General features: G+C 38.7%; 15 protein-coding genes. 14 read left to right on the plus strand and 1 reads right to left on the minus strand.

The genetic code is table 11. The features are described 5' to 3' along the window. The first annotated feature begins 5 nt into the window (after nt 1-5). Entirely contained in the window at nt 6-1,100 is a 1,095-nt protein-coding gene (hisC, locus tag DFR56_RS10355) for a histidinol-phosphate transaminase (protein WP_242694793.1), read from the plus strand. A 14-nt stretch (nt 1,101-1,114) separates the two neighbouring features. After that, complete coding sequence (locus tag DFR56_RS10360) at nt 1,115-2,092, plus strand: C-terminal binding protein (protein ID WP_110395364.1); 978 nt, start codon at nt 1,115-1,117, stop codon at nt 2,090-2,092. Nucleotides 2,093-2,374: 282 nt separating this feature from the next. On the opposite strand, the gene DFR56_RS10365 is transcribed toward DFR56_RS10360, so the two are convergent. Further along, on the minus strand, nt 2,375-3,274 hold the full coding sequence (locus tag DFR56_RS10365; protein ID WP_110395365.1) for a LysR family transcriptional regulator: 900 nt from the start codon (nt 3,272-3,274) through the stop codon (nt 2,375-2,377). A gap of 747 nt (nt 3,275-4,021) precedes the next feature. Here DFR56_RS10365 and hutG point away from each other — a divergent pair. The 12 genes from hutG (at nt 4,022) to DFR56_RS10425 (ending at nt 21,461) form a co-directional block, all read left to right on the plus strand. Further along, on the plus strand, nt 4,022-4,963 hold the full coding sequence (hutG, locus tag DFR56_RS10370; protein ID WP_242694792.1) for a formimidoylglutamase: 942 nt from the start codon (nt 4,022-4,024) through the stop codon (nt 4,961-4,963). A 1-nt stretch (nt 4,964) separates the two neighbouring features. Beyond that, on the plus strand, nt 4,965-6,503 hold the full coding sequence (gene hutH, locus DFR56_RS10375) for a histidine ammonia-lyase (RefSeq protein ID WP_110395367.1): 1,539 nt from the start codon (nt 4,965-4,967) through the stop codon (nt 6,501-6,503). Beyond that, the gene (gene hutI, locus DFR56_RS10380) at nt 6,481-7,758 is read left to right on the plus strand and encodes an imidazolonepropionase (protein ID WP_110395368.1); all 1,278 of its coding nucleotides are present in this window, start codon (nt 6,481-6,483) and stop codon (nt 7,756-7,758) included. The genes hutH and hutI overlap by 23 nt, the downstream gene beginning before the upstream one ends. A gap of 21 nt (nt 7,759-7,779) precedes the next feature. Next, nucleotides 7,780-9,420 carry a urocanate hydratase gene (gene hutU / locus DFR56_RS10385; RefSeq protein WP_110395369.1) on the plus strand — a complete coding sequence of 547 codons (1,641 nt, stop codon included), beginning with the start codon at nt 7,780-7,782 and terminating at the stop codon, nt 9,418-9,420. Between the two features lie 9 nt (nt 9,421-9,429). Continuing rightward, on the plus strand, nt 9,430-11,007 hold the full coding sequence (locus DFR56_RS10390) for a helix-turn-helix domain-containing protein (RefSeq protein WP_110395370.1): 1,578 nt from the start codon (nt 9,430-9,432) through the stop codon (nt 11,005-11,007). Nucleotides 11,008-11,160: 153 nt separating this feature from the next. After that, complete coding sequence (locus tag DFR56_RS10395) at nt 11,161-12,498, plus strand: YjiH family protein (RefSeq protein ID WP_242694791.1); 1,338 nt, start codon at nt 11,161-11,163, stop codon at nt 12,496-12,498. Between the two features lie 395 nt (nt 12,499-12,893). Beyond that, nucleotides 12,894-14,039: a CaiB/BaiF CoA transferase family protein gene (locus DFR56_RS10400; protein ID WP_110395371.1), complete on the plus strand. Its 1,146-nt coding sequence runs from the start codon at nt 12,894-12,896 to the stop codon at nt 14,037-14,039. Between the two features lie 10 nt (nt 14,040-14,049). Further along, nucleotides 14,050-15,189, plus strand: a complete 1,140-nt coding sequence (locus DFR56_RS10405; RefSeq protein ID WP_110395396.1) for an acyl-CoA dehydrogenase family protein — start codon at nt 14,050-14,052, stop codon at nt 15,187-15,189. Between the two features lie 521 nt (nt 15,190-15,710). After that, nucleotides 15,711-17,375 carry a urocanate hydratase gene (gene hutU / locus DFR56_RS10410; protein ID WP_110395372.1) on the plus strand — a complete coding sequence of 555 codons (1,665 nt, stop codon included), beginning with the start codon at nt 15,711-15,713 and terminating at the stop codon, nt 17,373-17,375. 89 nt (nt 17,376-17,464) lie between these two features. After that, complete coding sequence (locus tag DFR56_RS10415; protein ID WP_110395373.1) at nt 17,465-18,238, plus strand: electron transfer flavoprotein subunit beta/FixA family protein; 774 nt, start codon at nt 17,465-17,467, stop codon at nt 18,236-18,238. 26 nt (nt 18,239-18,264) lie between these two features. Beyond that, a complete protein-coding gene (locus tag DFR56_RS10420) occupies nt 18,265-19,245 on the plus strand; it encodes an electron transfer flavoprotein subunit alpha/FixB family protein (RefSeq protein ID WP_110395374.1) in 981 nt (326 codons plus the stop codon). A 98-nt stretch (nt 19,246-19,343) separates the two neighbouring features. Beyond that, nucleotides 19,344-21,461, plus strand: coding sequence for a heterodisulfide reductase-related iron-sulfur binding cluster (locus DFR56_RS10425; RefSeq protein WP_110395375.1), 2,118 nt, complete (start codon nt 19,344-19,346; stop codon nt 21,459-21,461). The last annotated feature ends 232 nt before the right edge of the window (nt 21,462-21,693 follow it).

Below are 21,693 nucleotides of genomic sequence, written 5' to 3' on the forward strand. Positions count from 1 at the left end.
ATAAAATGATTAGAAATGAAATGAGATGGAGAAAGAGTGTGCAAGAAATAGCTCCATATGTACCAGGGAAATCAATTGAAGAAGTAAAAGAAGAACTCAAATTAGAAGCAGTCCATCGACTTGCTTCAAATGAAAACCCGCTAGGGCCGTCATTGAAAGCACAAGAAGCCATACAAAATGCAATGACGAGTAGTCATTTATATCCAGATGCTTCGGCAAAAAAACTAAGGCAGCGACTTGCCACTTTATATCATGTCCATCCGGACGAAGTACTGACAGGCAATGGGGCGGACAATGTTATATCACTAGTCATCAGCGCTTATGTGAATGAGGGCGATGAAGTATTGTACTGCAGTCCTACTTTTCCGGCTTATCGTTCTGCAACATTATTAATGGGTGGGAAGCCTGTTGAACTACCGTTAACAGTAGATTGGACGTTTGATTTAGAAGCATTGAAGCAGAACATTACCGAAAGAACAAAATTAATTTTTATTTGTAATCCAAATAATCCGACAGGAACAATAGTAGATTCAGAGTCATTGGAACAATTTATAAAAGCTGTTCCGAAACATGTGACTGTCGTTTTGGACGAAGCCTATATAGAATATGTCCACAAAGAGAATTATAAAACTGGCATTGACTTCTTTAAAGATGGGTATCCAATCATTACGATTCGAACCTTTTCTAAATTTTATAGTCTAGCAGGATTACGAGTCGGCTATGCTATTGCTTCTGAAGAAAGATTACAACCTATTTTACGTCTCAGAGAACCATTTGCATGTAATCGGATTGCCATTGAGGCGGCTATGGCGACATTAGATGATACTGACTTTACCAAGCGTCATTTTGACATGAATGAAGCAGAAAAACATAGTCTTAAGGAAGAATTAACAAAATTGGGTTTTACGGTTTATCCTTCCTCTACCAATTTCTTATTCGTACATGTCAAAAGAGATGCGAAAGTAATATTTGATGCATTACTACAAAAAGGGATTATTATCCGCCCATGTAAACCATGGGGATATGACGAATATGTCCGGATTTCTATAGGAACGAAAGAACAGAATGATTTGTTAATTGATACGTTAAAAACGATGTAGGAGGACTTGATTTTATGGTGAAAAAAGTATGGATTTTAGATGATGAATGGTTTACACATGAATTAGAAGAAGAAATTTATACAAAACATGGCATTGAATATAAAGTGACAAGAAGTGAATCGGTGAAGGACGATTTAGAGACTTTCGGGAAAGATGCGGACGGGATTGTTGCCCAAGTTGGATTTCCTTGTGGAGAAGAAATTATTTCACGGTTAACAAAATGTAAAATCATTGCCTCTTCTGGAGTTGGATTTAATCATATTGACATGAAGAGAGCGACGGAAAAAGGAATTTATGTAACGAATATGGCGGATTATTGTATTGGTGAAGTATCCGATCACACGATAGCACTTGCGTTAGTCGTTGCTAGAAGACTTCGTGCTTATAATGAACAAGTACGAAATGGGGATTGGAATCCATTAGATACATTACCTATACGTAGATTGCAAGGTAGGACAGTAGGACTACTCGGTTTTGGACGAATTGCAAAAGAAGTCGCAAAAAAGTTTAAGGTATTCGGCGTACATGTCATTGCGCATGATAAGTTTGTACCAAAAAAAGCTTTTGTGGAACTTGGGGTGGAATCCGTTTCTTTGGATGAGTTGTTAGAACGATCAAACATCTTAAGTTTACATGTTCCATTAACAGGAGAAACGGAAGGAATGATTAATTATGAACGGCTGAAGCAGCTGGAAAAAGGTTCGATCATTATTAATACATGTAGAGGTGCTATTGTTATGGAAGATGACTTAATTCGCGTGATGAAGGAAAGGCATCTTGCTGGAGTTGGTTTGGACGTGCTTATGGAGGAGCCGCCGAAAGAGGATTTAGAATTGCTTCATATGGATGAGGTTTATGTTACACCACATTCCTCATATGTGTCAGTGGAATCAGAATATGAACTTCGTTCCCGAACATCTTTAAATGTCATTCGAGCAATAGAAGGAGAAGTTCCAGAGTTTGTGTTGAATGATGTGAAACAGCGAGCATAAAGACGAATGATAAAAGATAAAGATAAGAATCCGTTGTCCGAATTTCGGCCATCTAAAGTTGCCCAAGTCTTACGGTAAAAGGTTTACCTTGTGTTTAAACAGATGGTAGTGTAGGTGATCTAGCAAATGCAGTCACTGGATCATACCTTCGCTGAAAAAACAATAATAGTAGCATTGTCTAATTTGAGCGGATTCTTATTTCTACTACGAATGCTAACTATTGATTATATTTCTATTACCCTGGGTGACATTAATACTTATTCACTGAACGAAGTAATACAATTAATCATTATAAATAGATTTTTCAAAGAAATCGTTCGTAATATTAATAAATTGTTCAATAACTGGTGGTAAGTATCGATTTTTTAAACAGGCAATATAGACCGTTCTTGATAAGTTAGCATTTGTAATTCTTTTATATGAAAATGCAGAATGGTTAATCGATTTTATATAATTTTCAGGGACGATTGTAATCCCAAGTCCTTCCTCTACCAATGAACAAGCGGTTTCAAATCGTTCAATTTCAAAATGAATATTTGGATTAATACCTGTTTTACGGAATGCATTTAATATATCTTGGCGTGTTTGAAATCCCTCTTTACAAATAATAAACTCTTCCTCTTCCAGGTCATTAATGGAGATAGCTTGGATATGTTGCAGACGATGACCTTTCGGAAATAATGCAACTAAATTCTCTTTATAGATGGGGACGGTTAATATCTCGTCATTTTCGAAGTGCTGGTTCGTGATGGCAAGATGAATTTTATAATTTTGCAATGCTGTTTCCACTTGCCTTAAGCCAAGCACTTCTAGTAGTTTAATATGCACTTCAGGGTTTGATTCACGATAAGTCACAATTACTTTCGGTAACCAGAATTTTACCGATTCGATCGTACCAATTTTCAATTCTAGAGGACCTTCATTTTTTAACCGAGTCATTTCTTTTTGGACATGTTCAAAATGATTCAATAATTTATTTGATTCTTTATATAAAATTTCTCCCTCTCTTGTTAGTGAAATTTTCCTTGTGCTTCTTTCGAATAGAGAGAGCCCCATATTATCTTCTAATTTCTTTATAGCCGAACTTAACGATGGCTGGGAAATATGTAAAGCCTTGGCGGCTTGAGTAAATGTTCCCTTATCGACTAATGTGGTGAAATATAATAATAGTCTGTGATCCATATGTAAGTCACCTGTCCTTAACAATGATAAAAAATGATTGTAATATTGTGGATGATTAAAAGACTAAAGTCGTGAAAGAGTATCGGCTGCATTTGTTCAATTAAAGTTAGTCGTATTGTGAACAATACCGATAATGGTACATCCTGTCCTATGCTGAAAAGGCGAATCTTGGTAATCAATGATAATCGTCCCATATTGACACTAGTAATCTTGTATGATGGCGTAGACTGAAAGGGTTCTAGACCACCAACAAAAAGCCCCATCTAAAGCGCCTTCATTCTTATATAATCAATTATAGCATGGTTTTCTGATTTCTATTTATTTATGGAGTTAAGCTACAGGCTTATATTGATTAACGTTTAAATAAAGGTTGATTATCTTCTCTACATTCTAGAATAGAAGGTGGCATTTTTCGTGTGAATCCCGCATTTCAGTTTTTAAGACAGCATTATTCGTAGCCCCCGTACTCCTTTCCATTAAACAGCTTTATTTTTACGGATGGGGTTTCCTCATAAGTCTTCATGAGCGTATTCTGGGAAACCAAGTACCAGCACGGAAAGTGTATACAAGGGAAATAATTAATAAATGATGCTCCCTTGAATATACAGACTCAAAACACTGTTTCATATCCAACTATACAATATTTATAGATGAGAGCTATGCATTTATAGAATAATCGTATTGGTATTAATAAATAGGATGAAATACAATAATTAAAGAGAGATTTTTCGAGAGGAGTTGATGGACTTGTTTTATGAATGGGCAGGTAGAATAGACAAAAATACAAAAGGAAAGCGCCTTCATCAGGTGGTTGAGAATACAAAAATAGATGATGTCGTAAAAAGTGATGAACGGCATATCGGAATCGTCGGATTTGAATGTGATGAAGGTGTAAAAAGAAATAAAGGTCGAATCGGAGCGGCCAAGGCTCCAAATCATATTAGAAAATTACTTGGAAGTATTCCGTATCATTATGAGGTTAAGAGTGTGATAGATATAGGAAACATACAATGTTTAGACAATGATTTGGAAGCGGCGCAGTCTAATTTAGGGAAATACGTCGCAAAGCTGATCAATAAAAATTTCACCCCAATTATCTTAGGTGGTGGTCATGAAACGTTTTACGGTCATTACTTGGGAGCAAGAGAAGCGGTAGGGGATGATAAAAAAATCGGTATGATAAATTTAGATGCCCATTTTGATTTGCGTATGGATGAGATACCATCTTCGGGAACAATGTTTCGGCAAATTTTAGAAAGTGATAAAAACGCTGAATATTTATGTGTAGGTCTGCAGGAATTAGGGAATATAGAGCAATTGTTTAAGACGGCTGAGGAGTTTGGTGTGGAATACATTTTTGAGACAGAGATCCAGCCTTTTGAGAAGACATTTGCTAAAATTGATGCGTTTGCTAAGAAGCAAGATTATGTGATTTATACAATTTGTACGGATGTCATCAATCAAGCATATGCGCCAGGTGTGAGTGCTCCAGCACCATTTGGTCTTGAGCCAAAGACGGTTAGAGCAATAACAGAACATGTTGTGAAACTGGATAATTTTTTGAGTTTTGATGTATCGGAAGTGAATCCAACCTTAGATGTGGCGGATCAAACAGCAAGATTAATAAGTTACGTCATAGCGGAAACGTTCATGCATTTGAATAAAAAAAGTAAAAGAGGGAGGAAATGATATGATAGAACTTACCGGAGATACACTTACAATTGGCGAATTAAAAGAAGTTTTATACGGTGATCGAAAAATACATATAGCAAAAAATAGCTTGACTAGAGTCGAAGCAAGCAGAGCAGCCGTAGATAAAATCGCACTGGGTGATGAATCTGTCTACGGAATAAATACTGGGTTTGGTAAATTCAGTAATGTAAAAATAGCCGAAGAAAATGTGGAAACTCTCCAGTTGAATTTAATTCGTTCTCATGCTTGTGGTGTTGGGGATCCTTTTCCAAGGATCGTTGCTAAAGCAATGATGATGTTACGGCTGAATGCGTTAGTAAAAGGATATTCAGGCGTCCGGGTAAAGGTTGTTGAGATGCTTACGAAATTGATTAATCGAAACATTATTCCTGTAGTTCCACAGCAAGGTTCATTAGGTGCCTCAGGTGATTTGGCACCACTTGCCCATTTAGCTTTAGTGTTAATTGGCGAAGGGCGCGTCTTTAATGAGTCGGGTGATATTGTCCCCGCTTTAGGAGTGTTGGAAAAGAATGGAATCAAGCCGATTACATTACAGGCGAAAGAAGGGTTAGCTTTAATCAATGGAACCCAGACGATGACAGCCATGGCGGTTGTCAATTATATCGAAGCAGAACAACTCGCTTTGGATAGCGAATGGATTTCTGGAATGACATTTGAATCCCTTGAAGGTGTAATTGATGCATTTTTACCGGAGACACATGAAGTTCGTGGATACCCACAGCAAACAGCGGTTGCAAAAAGAATGTTGGACTGGCTACAAGGAAGTGAGTTAACGACTCGGCAAAATGAAAAAAGGGTACAAGATGCATATTCACTACGATGTATTCCGCAAGTTCATGGGGCATCATGGCAAGTATTGGATTATGTAAAAGAAAAATTGGAAATCGAAATGAATGCGGCGACCGACAACCCACTTATATTTGATAATGGAAAGACAGTGATCTCTGGTGGGAATTTTCATGGACAGCCTATTGCATTTGCGATGGACTTCTTAAAAATAGCGGTAGCGGAATTAGCAAATATTTCCGAACGGCGAGTTGAGCGCTTAGTAAACACGCAGTTAAATGAAGATTTACCTGCATTCTTAAGTCCGGAACCAGGTTTACAGTCTGGGGCGATGATTATGCAATATGTTGCGGCTTCCTTAGTTTCGGAAAATAAGACACTTGCCCATCCAGCAAGTGTGGATTCAATTCCATCATCAGCCAACCAAGAAGACCATGTAAGTATGGGAACGATTGGCTCAAGACATGCCGCAGACATCATTCAAAATAGCCGTAGAGTATTAACAATTGAGGCTATTTGTGCAATGCAGGCATTGGAATATAAAGGAGTTGAAAAAGCATCTAAGAAAATAAGACAAAAATGGAATGCTGTAAATAGTATTGTCCCAAGTTTAAAAGAAGATAGAATTTTCCATCAAGATATTGATAACTTACATGATTATTTAAAGGAAATAAAGATAGATTTTCATATTCAAGGAGGAAATGAAGATGCCGAACGTATTATATATTAACAATGCAGCGGAGCTTATTACAGTCAAGGGTTATTCGGATATACCAGCAAAAAAAGCAGCGATGAGTGAAATCGGTATTATTAAAAATGGCAGTGTTTTATCAAAAGGTGGTAAAATTATTGCCGTTGGTACTGACGAAGAAATTAGAAAAGAACATCAGGATTTGATCGATCAAGCGGAAATTGTTGACGCAACAGGTAGAATCGTTACGCCTGGATTAGTAGATCCACATACTCATATCGTCTACGCGGGAACCCGTGAAAATGAGTATGCAATGAGGCTTGATGGTAAAGCATATATGGATATTATGAATGCTGGTGGTGGAATCCATGCGACGACAAGAGCGACACAACAAGCGACTTCTGCTGAATTATATGAACAATCGAAGAATCGTTTAGATAAAATGCTCTTAAATGGGATAACGACGATTGAGGCAAAAAGCGGATATGGTTTAACGACAGAACATGAGTTAAAACAGCTTGAGGTGGCGAAGAAATTGAATAAAGATCATCAGATTGATTTAATTTCAACCTTTATGGGAGCACATGCGGTTCCAATGGATTATAAAGATAATCCGGAAGTGTTTGTCGATATCGTTATTAATGAAATGCTTCCGGTCGTTGCCGAGAAAAATCTTGCGGTATTCAATGATGTGTTCTGTGAAAGAGGTGTCTTTACACCAGAACAGTCACGAAGAATTTTAGAAGCTGGGAAAAAGCATGGCTTAAAACCGAAGATTCATGCTGATGAAATTGAACCATACGGTGGATCGGAAACAGCAGCAGAAGTCAATGCCATTTCAGCGGATCATTTATTAAGAGCTTCAGATAAAGGAATCCAAATGATGGCAGAAAACGATGTCATTGGTGTACTACTTCCGGGTACAGCATTTTTCTTAATGGCTGAATATGCAGAAGCGAGAAAAATGATTGACTCTGGAATGGCGGTTGCTTTATCGACTGATGCAAATCCGGGTTCGTCCCCAACGCTTTCTTTACAGTTTATTATGAATTTGGGCTGCTTAGAAATGGGGATGAATCCAAAAGAAGTGATTACCGCAACAACGATAAACGCAGCCCATGCGATTGATGCGGCTGACAGAATTGGAAGTATTGAGGTTGGTAAGGATGCAGATTTTACGATGTTTGATGTAAAAAATCACTTAATGCTTTCGTATCAATACGGAATGAACCATGCTCATACAGTTGTTAAAAAAGGCAAAGTTGTTGTGGCCGATGGGCATATAATAAAGTAAATAGGCAAAGGAGTTTTACGGATGCCAAATGTTTTAATTTCACCAATAGGACCGAAAAAAAGTTGTGCAAGCTGGGAGATCGAAGGGTTATTACGGTTATTTCTAAACAGTATTGATCCTCGCGTCGCGGAAAGCAGTAAAGATTTAATTGTATATGGTGGGAGAGGAAAAGCCGCCCGGAATCATCAAGCGGTTAAAGCAATTGTCCATGAATTGAAAAATTTGCAAGTGGACGAAACATTGATTATTCAGTCTGGAAAGCCAGTTGGGAAATTTAAAACATACGTAAGCTCGCCAAGAATTGTGAATGCTTCATCTGTATTAGTTCCGCACTGGTCCACAGATGAAACGTTTAGCAAATTGGTTGATAAAGAATTAATCATGTATGGTCAATCAACAGCAGCATCTTGGGCTTATATAGGAGTCCAAGGCGTTTTGCAGGGGACATTTGAAACGATGGGTGAAATTGCAAAAAAGCATTTTGACCATACATTAAGAGGGAAAATAGTGTTAACTTCAGGGTTAGGTGGTATGAGTACTGCCCAACCCTTATCTGTTACGATGCATGGCGGTGTTTGCATTGTCGTTGAAATTTCAGAAGAAAAAATCGACCAGCGCTTAAAAAGTAATTATTGTGATATTAAAGTGGATACGCTGGAAGAAGCGATTAAATTAGCTAAGGAAGCGGCCACTGCAAAAAAACCGTTAGCGATCGCGTTAGTTGGTAATGTTTCCGAACGATATCGTGAAGCACTGAAATTAGGATTTATTCCTGACATTGTCACAGACCAGACATCTGCCCATGATCTACATATGGGGTATATACCGAGTGGGTTAAATTTAGAACAGGCGAAAACATTGCGGAAGAAAAATCTTACACATTATCATCAGCTTATTAAAGAATCATTACTCTTACACGTAGAAGCAATGGTGAACTTTAAGGAACAAGGGGCAATCGTTTTTGAGTATGGGAATAACTTAAGAAAACAAGCTTTCCAGGCAGGTTATGAGAAGGCATTTACGATTCCAGGTTTTGCAGCGGAATATTTGCGACCGCTCTACTGTGAAGGAAGAGGTCCTTGCAGGTGGATCGCGTTATCGGGGGATCCTGAGGACATTTACAAAATGGATGAACTCGTCTTAGAAGTATTCGAGCATGATAAAAGGGTGTCTAGATGGATTAACTTTGTACAGGAAAAAATCTATTTTTATGGACTGCCAGCTCGTACTTGCTGGTTAAATTACGAGGAGAGAGAACAAATTGGTGTTTTTATTAATGAAATGGTGCAATCAGGAGAGCTGTCTGCTCCGGTTGCCATAACGAGAGACCATTCAGAAGGAAGCACGATGGCCGCTCCTTTTAGGGAAACAGAAAATATGTTAGACGGTAGTGATGTAGTCGCAGATTGGCCGATATTAAATGCGATGTTAAATGCAAGTGCGGGAGCCTCGATGGTTAGCATTCAAAATGGTGGGGGAGTAGGCATTGGAAACTCTGTTCATTCGGGGATGACCGTTATTGCCGATGGAAGTGAAGAGGCATCAGAAAAACTTCGAAAGGTCCTAGTTGTTGATCCTGGCATGAGTATTATTCGCCATGCAGATGCAGGGTATGTACAAGCTAAGAAATCATTAGATAAAATAAAAATGAGCAAGAGGTGAGCTAAGAAGATGATTTCATTAGGTGTATATAATCAGCCAACCCTTTATGAACGTTTGTGGGAGCAAGAGAATTTTCACATTGAAGTGATTAAGGCCCTTACCGATGTAGCGACACTCTCGAAATTTGATCTCTTGCTCATTAATCTTTCAGGATTGGAAGAAGAGAAGTACTTCTACTTCCTGAAAAAATTGCGAAAATTAGACAAACCAAAAGTTATATTTTTAAGTGAGACCTTTTCTTTTGAACTAGTGAAAAAACTTATGTTTTATGGAACGTATGATTGTCTAACTCTTCCATTAAATATCCCCGATTTACTCACTCTGCTGACAAATGCATATACAGACTTAAAACGAGAAAAGAGACGAAAGAGAAAGCGAGAAGCATATGAGATTCAATCCATTCGAGCAAGTTTAGCTTATGATCTATTGCATGGAAATACGAAAAATGCCAAGGAAATATGGGAACGAAGTCAACTTGCAAACCTTTCGCTCATTCCAAATACGGTGCTGCTTTTACGTATCGACCACTTTTCGAAACTGGTAGAGAACAAAGGGGAACTGTGGAAAAACTCTTTACGAGAAGAGGTACTTCAGGCTATTAATTATTGTAATTTGCAAGATGTATCATTAAAAGTGCTCGTTAATGAGCAGAAGTATGCATTATTACTCTCTTTGCCTGTGCAATTAGAGGAAGAAAAATATAAGGTGCTAGCGACGGAATATGCAGAGAAAATAAGAGAAGAAATTAACAAACAGACAAATTATACGGTCACGATCGGGATTGGGAATTATTATGAAGATGCCCGCAATCTCCATCTTTCTTATCAAGAAAGCGAATATGCACAGACATACCGGCTTTTTCAAGCCGAAAATTCTATTATCCATATAGAGGATTTGGATTACTTTGAAACTCCTGAATATGACAAGTACAAAAACAAAATTCAGGAAATGACAAATAAATTTTTATTAGGGGATGTTACAGCAGTTCATGCCATTTGGAAAGAAATCTATCGTTCTGTGGCTACCCATAGTCATTTTCAACCAGAAGAGTTTCGCTTGCAAGTGTTGGATCTTTTATTTTCATTGTCGAAATCAGCTATGCAAAATGGGGCGAATCCAAAACATATCATGCCTTTACAAATTAAACATGCGAAAGAACTACATGAGATTGAATCATTAACCGAGATTGATACATGGATTAAAGCGATTGTTCATGAATACTCCGCTTATGTCCATGAAGGTCATAATGAACAAGTGCTTAAGTCCGTCCAGGAAGTTCTGCAATTTGTAGAAGAACATTATGATGAAGATATCGGATTAGAAACGATTGCAGATAGGGTAGATTTAAGTCCTAACTATTTAAGTGCGATATTTAAACAAACGACTGGCAGATCGTATATTGATTATTTAACCGAATTAAGAATGAAAAAAGCAAAAGAGAAATTACAAGATTTAAGCTTGACCGTATATGAAATAGCGGAAGCAATTGGCTACAGTTCTTCCCAATATTTCAGCAGAGTTTTTAAAAAGCATATTGGCATGACTCCAAGTGCCTACCGAAACAGTGTACTATCTATAAAAAAATAGGAATATCCCTAAAAAGTACAATCAAATAATGAAAAAGTACACAATATTGCTAAAATTTAAACTTTAACTCACCAATGAAATGAAATAAAGTAGTAGGATAGACACGCTTTTTCTGAAGCATTCATGTAAGCGTTTAACAGGGAGGAAATGGAGATGGCAGTTGATAATATGAAAGACACTTCAACAGAGCAAAGTTATATCAAGATGAAAAACATTTTTAAATTAGTTTTTTATAGTTTTGTCGGTGCGTTTGTATTCTTTATTCCGGTGACGATAAATGGAAAATCCTCTATTATGCTGGATCATATTGTATCTTTCTTAAAAGGGATGCCTCCGCTTCTCTTACATGTATATATTATGATCATTTTAGTTTTGGGAGCGTTTTATCCATTTGTTAATAAGACATGGAACAAAACGATCACATCCATCATTATGTCTTTTTTTAAAATTATTGGATTAATTCTTGGTTTGATGCTGATTTTTAATGTAGGACCGGCATGGATGTTTCAGGAAGATATGGGACCATTTATATTAAACGCACTTATTACACCAGTAAGTATTCTCGTCCCTGTGGGTGCTTTATTTTTAGCGCTACTCGTCGGATACGGATTATTGGAATTTATCGGTATTTTAATGCAGCCGATTATGCGCCCATTATTTAGAACACCGGGAAGATCAGCAATTGATGCAGTCGCCTCTTTTGTAGGAAGTTACTCCATCGGTCTTTTAGTTACGAACCGAATTTATAATGAAGGAAAGTATACGGATAAAGAAGCTGCGATCGTTGCTACTGGATTTTCAACCGTATCAGTCACATTTATGGTCGTCATTGCAAATACGTTGAATATAATGTCGATTTGGAACTTTTATTTTTGGTCTTCTTTAGTGATCACATTCGTTGTAACAATGATTACGATTCGTATGTGGCCACTGAACAAAATGGCTGATACATATGTAACAGGAGAGGGGGACCCAGAAAGAATCATTAAAAAAGATCGGGTAAAAGAAGCATGGAAAGAAGCCCTTAAAGTAGCGGATGAAAGTGAACCATTACATCGCTATATTTTCGTCAGTTTAAAAGAGGGATTTCAAATGGTCATGAGTATTTTGCCGACCATTCTTTCGGTCGGTTTGCTCGGATTGGTTTTAGCAACATATACTCCAATCTTTGAGTATTTAGGTTATGTTTTTTATCCAATTACATACGTCTTAAAAATTCCTGAACCTTTACTTGCTGCAAAAGCAAGCGCAATCTCGATAACAGAAATTTTTTTACCATCTTTACTAGCGGTTGAAGCTCCATTAGTGACAAAGTATATTGTTGCTGTTTTATCCGTATCATCCATTTTATTTTTCTCGGCTTCGATACCAAGTGTGCTAGCGACGGATATCCCGATTAGTGTACCGAAGTTAGTCATTATTTGGTTCTTCCGAGTTATTTTAACATTAATTATCGTCACTCCGGTCGCGTTTCTTTTTTTAGCAGATTAGAAAGTATAAACTTTCTTACTGCTCACTGGCTAAAAGCACGACGTTCTGGAGCTGCGCTTATGCTCGCCCCATCGAAAACCAACTGCCGTGGGCACCAGTTACTAGTAAGTCCTGTGTAGTGTAAGTGCAACGAAGGCATTCGCAGAACGGCTAGGTAAATAAGTTAATCACTTACTTACATAAGCGAAGCATCACCTAGTCACCACCTCTCTGCTTGCCAATCGATGTGTTTTCTTTAGTGAGTGCCAAGTCTTCTGATAGTGCACAAAACCACAATGGAAAAGTGCACTTTATCGTATAAATTTCAACTATTAAAAAATGCACTTTCTGATAAAGTGTAAGTAAGGATATGAAAGCGTTCTATTAAAGCAAGTTTTAGGTAAGGGGGAGTTTCATTGAAGCAGCCTTTAGAAGGGATAAAAGTGATCGACTTTTCCAGGGTTTTGGCAGGTCCATATTGCACAATGCTCTTGGCAGATATGGGTGCTGAGGTTATTAAAATTGAAAGACCAGAATTTGGAGATGATACACGACATTTTGGTCCGTTCCAAAATGGGGAAAGTGGTTACTTTATGTTTTTGAACCGTGGTAAAAAAAGTATTGAAATGAATTTAAAAGATCCTTCTGATTATGAAAATCTAATGGAGTTAATCAAAGAAGCGGATGTTATTGTAGAAAATTTCCGTCCTGGTGTAATGGAAGGGTTAGGGTTAAACTATGAAACATTGAAAGAAGTGAATAAAGGAATCATCTATTGTTCCATTTCCGGATTTGGTCAATATGGCCCACTGAAGAAAAGACCTGCCTATGATCTCGTTGCACAAGCGATGGGGGGGATTGCGAGCATTACTGGTCATCCAAATAATCCGCCTACACGGTCTGGTGCATCACTTGGTGACATGAGTGCAGCGCTTTATGCGGCATATGGCGTGATGGTAGCGCTATTTCATAGAGAAAGAACAGGTGTTGGTCAAACAATTGATGTAGCAATGGTTGATTCGATATTCTCATTACTCGAACATAATGTCATGCGCTATACGTCGGAAGGGACTATTCCAGAACGAATTGGAAGCAGGCATCCGATTAGTGCTCCGTTTGATGTGTATGAAAGTAAAGAAGGTTATGTCGTCATTGCGACAGCAAATGATTCTTTATTTGCACGACTTTGTAAAGTGATGGATAAAGAAGAGTTGTTAAAGGATGTACGTTTTGCAACAGATATTGAACGTGGGAAAAATGAAAGCGAATTAAAAGTGATTATCGAAGAATGGCTCCAGGGATATACAGCTGAGGAAGCAGTAGAGCTTATTAATAATGCGGGAGTACCGAGCTCGACAATTTTAAATATTGCTGAAATTAGTGAAAGTGATCATGTAAAAGAAAGAGAAATGTTACTAGAGATGGAGCATCCGGTAGCGGGAAAAACTCGGATTCCAGGCAATCCAGTTAAATTATCAAAAACACCGGTACAAATAACATCGCCAAGCCCGGCTTTGGGCGAACATAACGACATGATGCAACAGAAATTTAAAGCAAAGTGAGTGAATGATCGTGAATTTTGATTTAACAGATGAACAAAAAAGCATTCGAGATATGGTAAGAAACTTTACAAGAGATGTCATTACTCCTAAAGCAGAGGAAATTGACCGGGAGAACCGTTTTCCAGAAGAGCATATTCCGAAAATGGCGGAGCTCGGCCTGTTAGGAATTGCATATCCGGAAGAAGACGGTGGAGTTGGGGCAGATGCAATTTCAGAAGCGATTGCCGTGGAAGAAATAACATATGGATGTGCTGCAACTGGTTCCATCCTAACAGCACATTATTTAGGTATTGACGGGCTCTATCTTGCTTCTAATAAAGAGCAGCGAGAAAAATATTTAGTTCCTGGTTGTCAAGGAGAAAAGTTATTTGCATTTTGTCTTACAGAGCCGAATGGTGGAACGGATGTTGCTTCCATGAAAACAACTGCAAAGCTTGACGGAGACAATTATGTAATCAATGGTTCAAAAATATTTATTACGAATGGTGCCTATGCGGACACACTTGTCGTATATGCGAAAACAGATACATCAAAAGGCAGCAGAGGAATTAGCGCCTTTATCGTAGAAAAAGGGACACCTGGACTATCATTTGGTGCTGGCGATGACAAAATGGGCATTCGTGGTGCAAAAACAGATGAAGTCATTTTTGAAAACTGTGTTATTCCAAAAGAAAATCTTGTCGGGGAAGAAGGACAAGGGTTCAAAATTGCGATGCAAGTAGTCGACCGTGGAAGAATCGGTATTGCAGCGATGGCTATTGGTCTATCACAAGCAGCAGTAGATGAGGCGGTTAACTATTCGAAAGAACGGGAAGCATTTGGTAAAACGATTTCCAATTTCCAAGGATTACAGTGGATGCTGGCAGAAATGGAAACAGATCTTGCTGTCGGTCGACTATACACCTATTATGTTGCCAGTTTAAAAGATAAAGAAGGATTTAGATTATCGAAAGAAGCTTCCATTGCAAAACTATTTACAGCAGAAGCATCGAACAGAGTTGTCAATAAAGCAGTTCAAGTACATGGCGGATATGGTTATATGAAAGAATATACAGTTGAAAGGCTGTACAGAGATCAGCGTATCTTGGAAATCTTTGAAGGTACGTCACAAGTCCAAAAAATGGTTATTTCTAGTTATTTGTTAAAATAGTTTTTTTCCAAAGTATTGTAGCTATTAATCTTTGTAGTTGAGATAAACTGTGCAGTAAATTCGAATAGCTGGATGTCCTATCGCTACGGAAATACACTGCGCTTTTCGCGGGCGGCTGTTGAGCCTCCTCACTCGCTTTGCTCGTTGAGGAGTCTCACCGAGGCCTAGCCTCCCGCAGAAGTCTTCGTGTATTTCCTTCGCTAAGGTTGGGTGTTGTCACTCATTACGGTTATTTGTTTATAAGGGTGTAATCACGTAAATCACCTTACGTATAGTTTGATTGGGGCGTAGGACAGTCGATTCCTGCGGGAATAGCACGTGTCTGAAGACCCCGCAGCGGTGATCTTTCCGCGAGGAGGCTAAAGCCGTGCCCGCGGAAAGCGACTGTCTGGAGCGGAAATCAACGGTGCTGTTACTGGGGGCTAGCCAGAATACCAAATTAACTTACTGCGCAGTTTATGGATTTTGTAGCAAAAACATATTTTTTAAAAACAGCTTAAAATAAAAAGGAGAGATGTAAAATGAGTAGTCTTAAGGTTCAAAACATTCGTGCACCAAGAGGGAATGAGTTAACATGTAAAGGGTGGATTCAGGAAGCAGCAATGCGAATGCTAATGAACAACTTAGATCCAGAAGTTGCAGAAAATCCTGATGACCTTGTTGTATATGGCGGGATCGGTAAAGCAGCAAGAAACTGGGAAAGCTATCATGCAATTATTAACGAATTAAAAGAGTTAGAGAATGATGAAACGCTATTAATTCAATCTGGTAAGCCAGTTGGTAAATTCAGAACACATGAAAACTCTCCAAGAGTGTTAATTGCGAATTCTAACTTAGTTCCTGCATATGCGAACTGGGAACATTTTAATGAGTTAGATAAAGAAGGTCTTATGATGTACGGTCAAATGACGGCGGGAAGCTGGATTTATATTGGTGCACAAGGAATTCTCCAAGGTACGTATTTAAGCTTTGTTGAAGCTGGGAAGAAAGTATTCGGTAGCCCTGACTTGACGGGTAAATTTATTTTAACTGGTGGTATGGGCGGAATGAGTGGTGCTCAGCCACTAGCTGGTAAAATGGCTAAGGCTGTTATTTTAGTAGTAGAAGTTGACCGTAAACGAATTGACAGAAAAATGAAAGAAGGATACTGTGACTATATTTGTGAAGATTTAGATGAAGCTTTAGATAAAGTAAAAGAATTAACAGAAAAAGGCGAGCCAGCCTCTATTGGACTAGTTGGGAACTGTGCCGACATTTTCCAAGAAATTCATGACCGTGGCATCGTTCCAGATATCGTTACAGACCAAACAAGTGCACATGATCCAAGAAATGGTTATGTTCCAAGCGGCATGACATATGAAGAAGCATTACAATTAAGAGAAGAAGATCCAGATAAATATGAACGATTATCTTTAGAAACGATTGCGAAGCATGTAAGAGCAATGTTAGCTTTACAAGATGCTGGAGCAGAAACATTTGATTATGGTAACAACATCCGTCATTATGCAAAAGAACAAGGAGTAGAAAATGCATTTGATTTCCCAGGATTTGTTCCAGCTTACTTACGTCCACTGTTCTGTGAAGGAAACGGACCTTTCCGCTGGGCTGCATTGTCAGGAAATCCAGAAGATATTTATAAAACAGACCAATTAGCAAAAGAAATGTTTAAGGAAAACCAAGCATTAGTGAACTGGATTGATATGGCGCAAAAAATGGTAGAATGGCAAGGATTACCAGCGAGGATTTGTTGGTTAGGTTATGGCGAGCGTCATAAATTTGCATTAAAAGTAAATGAAATGGTTGCAAGTGGTGAACTGAGTGCGCCAGTCGTATTTGGACGTGACCACTTGGACAGTGGATCTGTTGCCTCACCAAACCGTGAAACAGAATCAATGAAAGACGGAAGCGATGCAGTAGCAGACTGGCCAATTTTAAACGCACTAGTAAACACAAGTGGAGGAGCAAGTTGGGTAAGTTTACATCACGGTGGTGGTGTTGGAATGGGATACTCTATTCATGCTGGTCAAGTATTAGTTGCTGATGGAACGAAAGAAGCGGCTGAGAAAATTGAGCGCGTCCTCGTTTCTGACCCTGGAATGGGAGTGATCAGACACGCAGATGCAGGTTACTCTAGAGCCCTAGAAGTTGCCGAAGAACGCGGTGTTCATATTCCAATGAAAAAGTAAGGAAGAAGGGAGAACTGGCCACCTAATTACTAAAATATAAGTAAGTGAGCAGTTCTCTTTTTTAAATAAATTTAAAGGAGGAACTCCATTTGAATATATACGTATTACTTAAAAAGACGTTTGATACGGAAGATAAGATCGTTATTAACAACGGAGAAATTGATGAAGGAGATGCTGAATTCATCATTAATCCATATGACGAGTATGCGGTTGAAGAAGCAATTATCCAGCGTGATAAACATGGTGGTGAAGTAACAGTTGTAACAATTGGTGATGAAGATTCAGAAAGCCAATTACGTACAGCACTTGCCATGGGTGCAGACAAAGCAGTACTTATTAACATAGAGGACGATCTTGAAGATGGGGATCAATTTACAACAACAAAAATTTTAGAGGCTTTTTTTGAAGGTAAAGAACCGGATCTTATTTTAGCTGGAAACGTTGCGATTGATGAAGCAAGTGGACAAGTCGGCCCACGTCTTGCAGAAAGACTAGACATTCCTTATGTGACTACAATTGTCGGCCTTGAAATGGACGGTGAGACAGTTCACATTGAAAAAGATGTGGAAGGCGATGTCGAGAAAATTGAAGTGAACTTACCGCTCCTTGTAACTTGTCAACAAGGACTTAACGAGCCGCGCTACCCGTCTCTTCCGGGAATAATGAAAGCGAAAAGAAAACCTTTGGAAGAACTGGAAATCGATGATCTTGATTTAGAGGAAGACGAATTGGAACCAAAAACGGAAACTGTGAACCGGTTCTTACCAGCAGAAAAGTCAGCTGGGCGTATTTTAGAAGGGGAAATGGATGATCAGGTAAAAGAACTTATTTCCTTGTTAAAGAATGAAGCAAAAGTACTCTAAATTTACGTAAAGAAAGGAACATTACGATGAGTAAACCGATTTTAGTTATAGGTGAATTAGCGGGTCAAGAACTTAGAAATGTTAGTTTTGAAGCAATTGCAGCCGCCAAACAAATAAATGTTGATGCAGAGATAGTCGCCGTTTTATTGGGCGAAGGAGCACTGGAAGTAAGTGCACAGACAATGATTCAGCACGGTGCAGATCGTGTGATCACAGTGGAGCATGCTAATTTGGAAAATTATACATCAGAAGGTTACGGACAAGCATTGCTTAAAATTATTGAGGAAGAAGATCCGTACGGTGTTGTTATGGGGCATACGGCGATCGGAAAAGATCTAACACCGAAAATAGCTGCACGCCTTGATACAGGACTTATATCAGACGTTGTTAGCATCGAAAAAGAAGATAATCAGGAAGTTTTTGTACGACCAATTTATTCGGGTAAAGCTTTTGAGAAAAAGACGTTTAAAAAAGGACTCACTTTCATTACGATCCGTCCGAATAATATTGCGATGTTGGAAAGAGACGAAAGTCGTACAGGTGCAGTAGAAGCGAAGGACATTGATATTAAAAACTTGCGGACGATGGTAAAAGAAATTATTCGTAAACAAGCGGAAGGTGTCGATATGTCTGAGGCGAACGTTATCATTGCGGGTGGTCGTGGTGTGAAAAGTGCCGATGGGTTTAAGCAGCTTTATGAGTTGGCAGAAGTGCTAGGTGGTGCTGTTGGTGCATCACGTGGTGCATGTGATGCCGAGTACTGTGATTATTCTTTGCAGATCGGACAAACAGGAAAAGTAGTTACACCTGACTTGTATATTGCTATTGGAATTTCTGGTGCGATTCAGCATTTGGCAGGGATGTCGAACTCAAAAGTGATTGTCGCAATTAATAAAGATCCAGAAGCGAATATTTTTAATGTCGCCGATTATGGCATTGTCGGGGATCTCTTTGATGTCGTGCCTAAATTGACGGAACAATTAAAGGTGGAAGGTGTGCAAGCTTAATAAAATGAAAAACTGTTCATGATGATGTTCGCTGAAACGGTTTGTTTTGGCGTACATCTCGTTAAGTGGCTATTTCTTGTCTTAAGTGAGGTAAAAAAATGAATACATTTTTAATGATTAATTTAATCACATTTATTATCGTAACATTTTACGGTTTATTTTTATTCGGAAAAGCGGTCGCAACACGGATTACGTATATGAAGCTTGGGAAAAAATCGGAATTCGATCTTGCTTTAAACAAGCGGCTACGTGATATTTGGTTCATCGTTTTCGGTCAATCGAAGTTGCTCAAAGATAAGAAATCTGGCTTGATTCATGTGATGATGTTTTACGGATTTATTCTCGTACAATTCGGTGCGATTGATATGTTCGTTAAAGGTCTTGCGCCTGGGAACCATTTACCGCTTGGTCTGCTGTACCCTGGCTTTACTTTTTTTCAAGAGCTTGTAACGCTTACGATTTTAGTCGCAGTTGTTTGGGCATTTTACCGCCGATATATTGAAAAACTAGTCCGATTGAAGCGAGGATTTTACGCAGGGATCGTTTTGCTTTTCATTGGAACGCTTATGATCTCGGTATTGTTCGGTAACGGAATGCTGCAAATATGGTTAGGGGAAGCAGCGACTTGGACAGAGCCAGTAGCAAGTGTTATTGCGCTCGGATTTAGTTGGTTGCCACCTACAGCCGCAATGGTGTTATTTTTCATAGCTTGGTGGATTCATACTGTTACGATTCTAGCATTCTTAGTGTATATCCCCCAGTCAAAACATGCCCACTTAATTGCTGGTCCAGTGAATGTGTTTTTAAGTAAACGCATACCTGGAAAAATGAAAACAATCAGCTTTGATTTTGATGAGGATACCGATGAAGAAGAAATTTCCTTCGGCGTCGGGAAAGTTGAAGATTTTGATCAACGTCAGATGTTGGATTTTTATGCGTGTGTGGAATGTGGGCGCTGTACGAGTGTATGTCCAGCGGCAACGACAGGGAAAATGTTGTCGCCAATGGATATTATGATTAAATTACGCGATCATTTAAACGATAAAGGAGCAGCAGTTACTGGAAAAGCGCCTTGGGTACCAGCCTATGCATTTGGCAACAAAGGACCGAATAAGTATGCACATATGGAGCATGAAACCGCTGTAGCCGAAATCAATCAGATCAACATGATTGGTGATATTATCACAGAGGAAGAGTTAGCAGGCTGTACGACTTGCCGAAATTGTGAAGACGCCTGTCCAGTAATGAATGAGCATGTCGGTCAAATCATTGATATGCGAAGATATCTTGTGATGACAGAAGGAAAAATGGATCCGGAAGCACAGCGAGCGGTTATGAACATCGAGCGACAAGGAAATCCTTGGGGCTTATCGAAAAAAGACCGCATCAAATGGCGTGAGCTAGATGAGGATGTATACATCCCAACAGTGAAAGAGCTGAAGAAGGAAAAGCAAGAATTTGAATACTTATTTTGGGTAAGTTCAATGGGTGCTTATGATAGTCGCAGTCAAAAGATTGCCATTGCCTTTGCGAAATTAATGAATAAGGCGGGGATAAGCTTTGCAATTTTAGGAAACCGGGAGGCAAACTCAGGAGACACGGCACGCCGAATCGGAAATGAATTTTTATTCCAAGAAATTGCCGAGAAAAATATTAAGGAGTTTGAGAAAAATGAAGTGACGAAGATTGTCACGATTGATCCCCATGCATATAATATTTTTAAAAATGAGTATCCAGACTTTGGATTTAATGCGGAAGTTATCCACCATACACAGATACTATACGATCTAGTGATGAACGGGAAATTAAGACCTAAGGGTCGGATTGAACATCGGCTTACGTATCATGATTCCTGTTATTTGGGAAGGTATAATGATGTCTATGATCCGCCACGCGAAGTTTTAAAAGCAATTCCTAGCCTTGAACTTGTTGAAATGGTTCGTACTCGCGACAACGGTATGTGCTGTGGAGCAGGCGGTGGCCTTATGTGGACGGAAGAGACAACAGGAAACCGAATTAACGTTGCTCGGACGGAGCAGGCTCTTGAAGTAAATCCAACGATGATCTCTAGTGCTTGTCCGTTCTGTTTAACAATGTTGAGCGATGGAACGAAAGCAAAAGACGTCGACCAGGAAATTGGTACGATGGATGTCGCAGAAATACTCGCTCTCTCTGTGTTTAGTAGTGGAGAAAGTGTAAGTTCAAAATTAGTATAATGATATTCAAGTTGTTAAAGTAGCTACTAATGGCATACTTTAGCACATTTAATTTTTTATGAAACTTTTGTAGTCTTTTATTATGTTATTTTTTAATAATTGAATGATAATTTTATTACTTCACTATCTTTTTAAATGGATAAGTGAAGTTTTTTTATAGAAAAATAGATGCATAACCTGCGATCATACAAATACAATCTAAATTATCCTATTAATATTCTGAATAAGATCT

It is taken from the genome of Pseudogracilibacillus auburnensis, assembly GCF_003201975.1.
In the GTDB taxonomy this organism is placed as follows: domain Bacteria; phylum Bacillota; class Bacilli; order Bacillales; family Amphibacillaceae; genus Pseudogracilibacillus; species Pseudogracilibacillus auburnensis.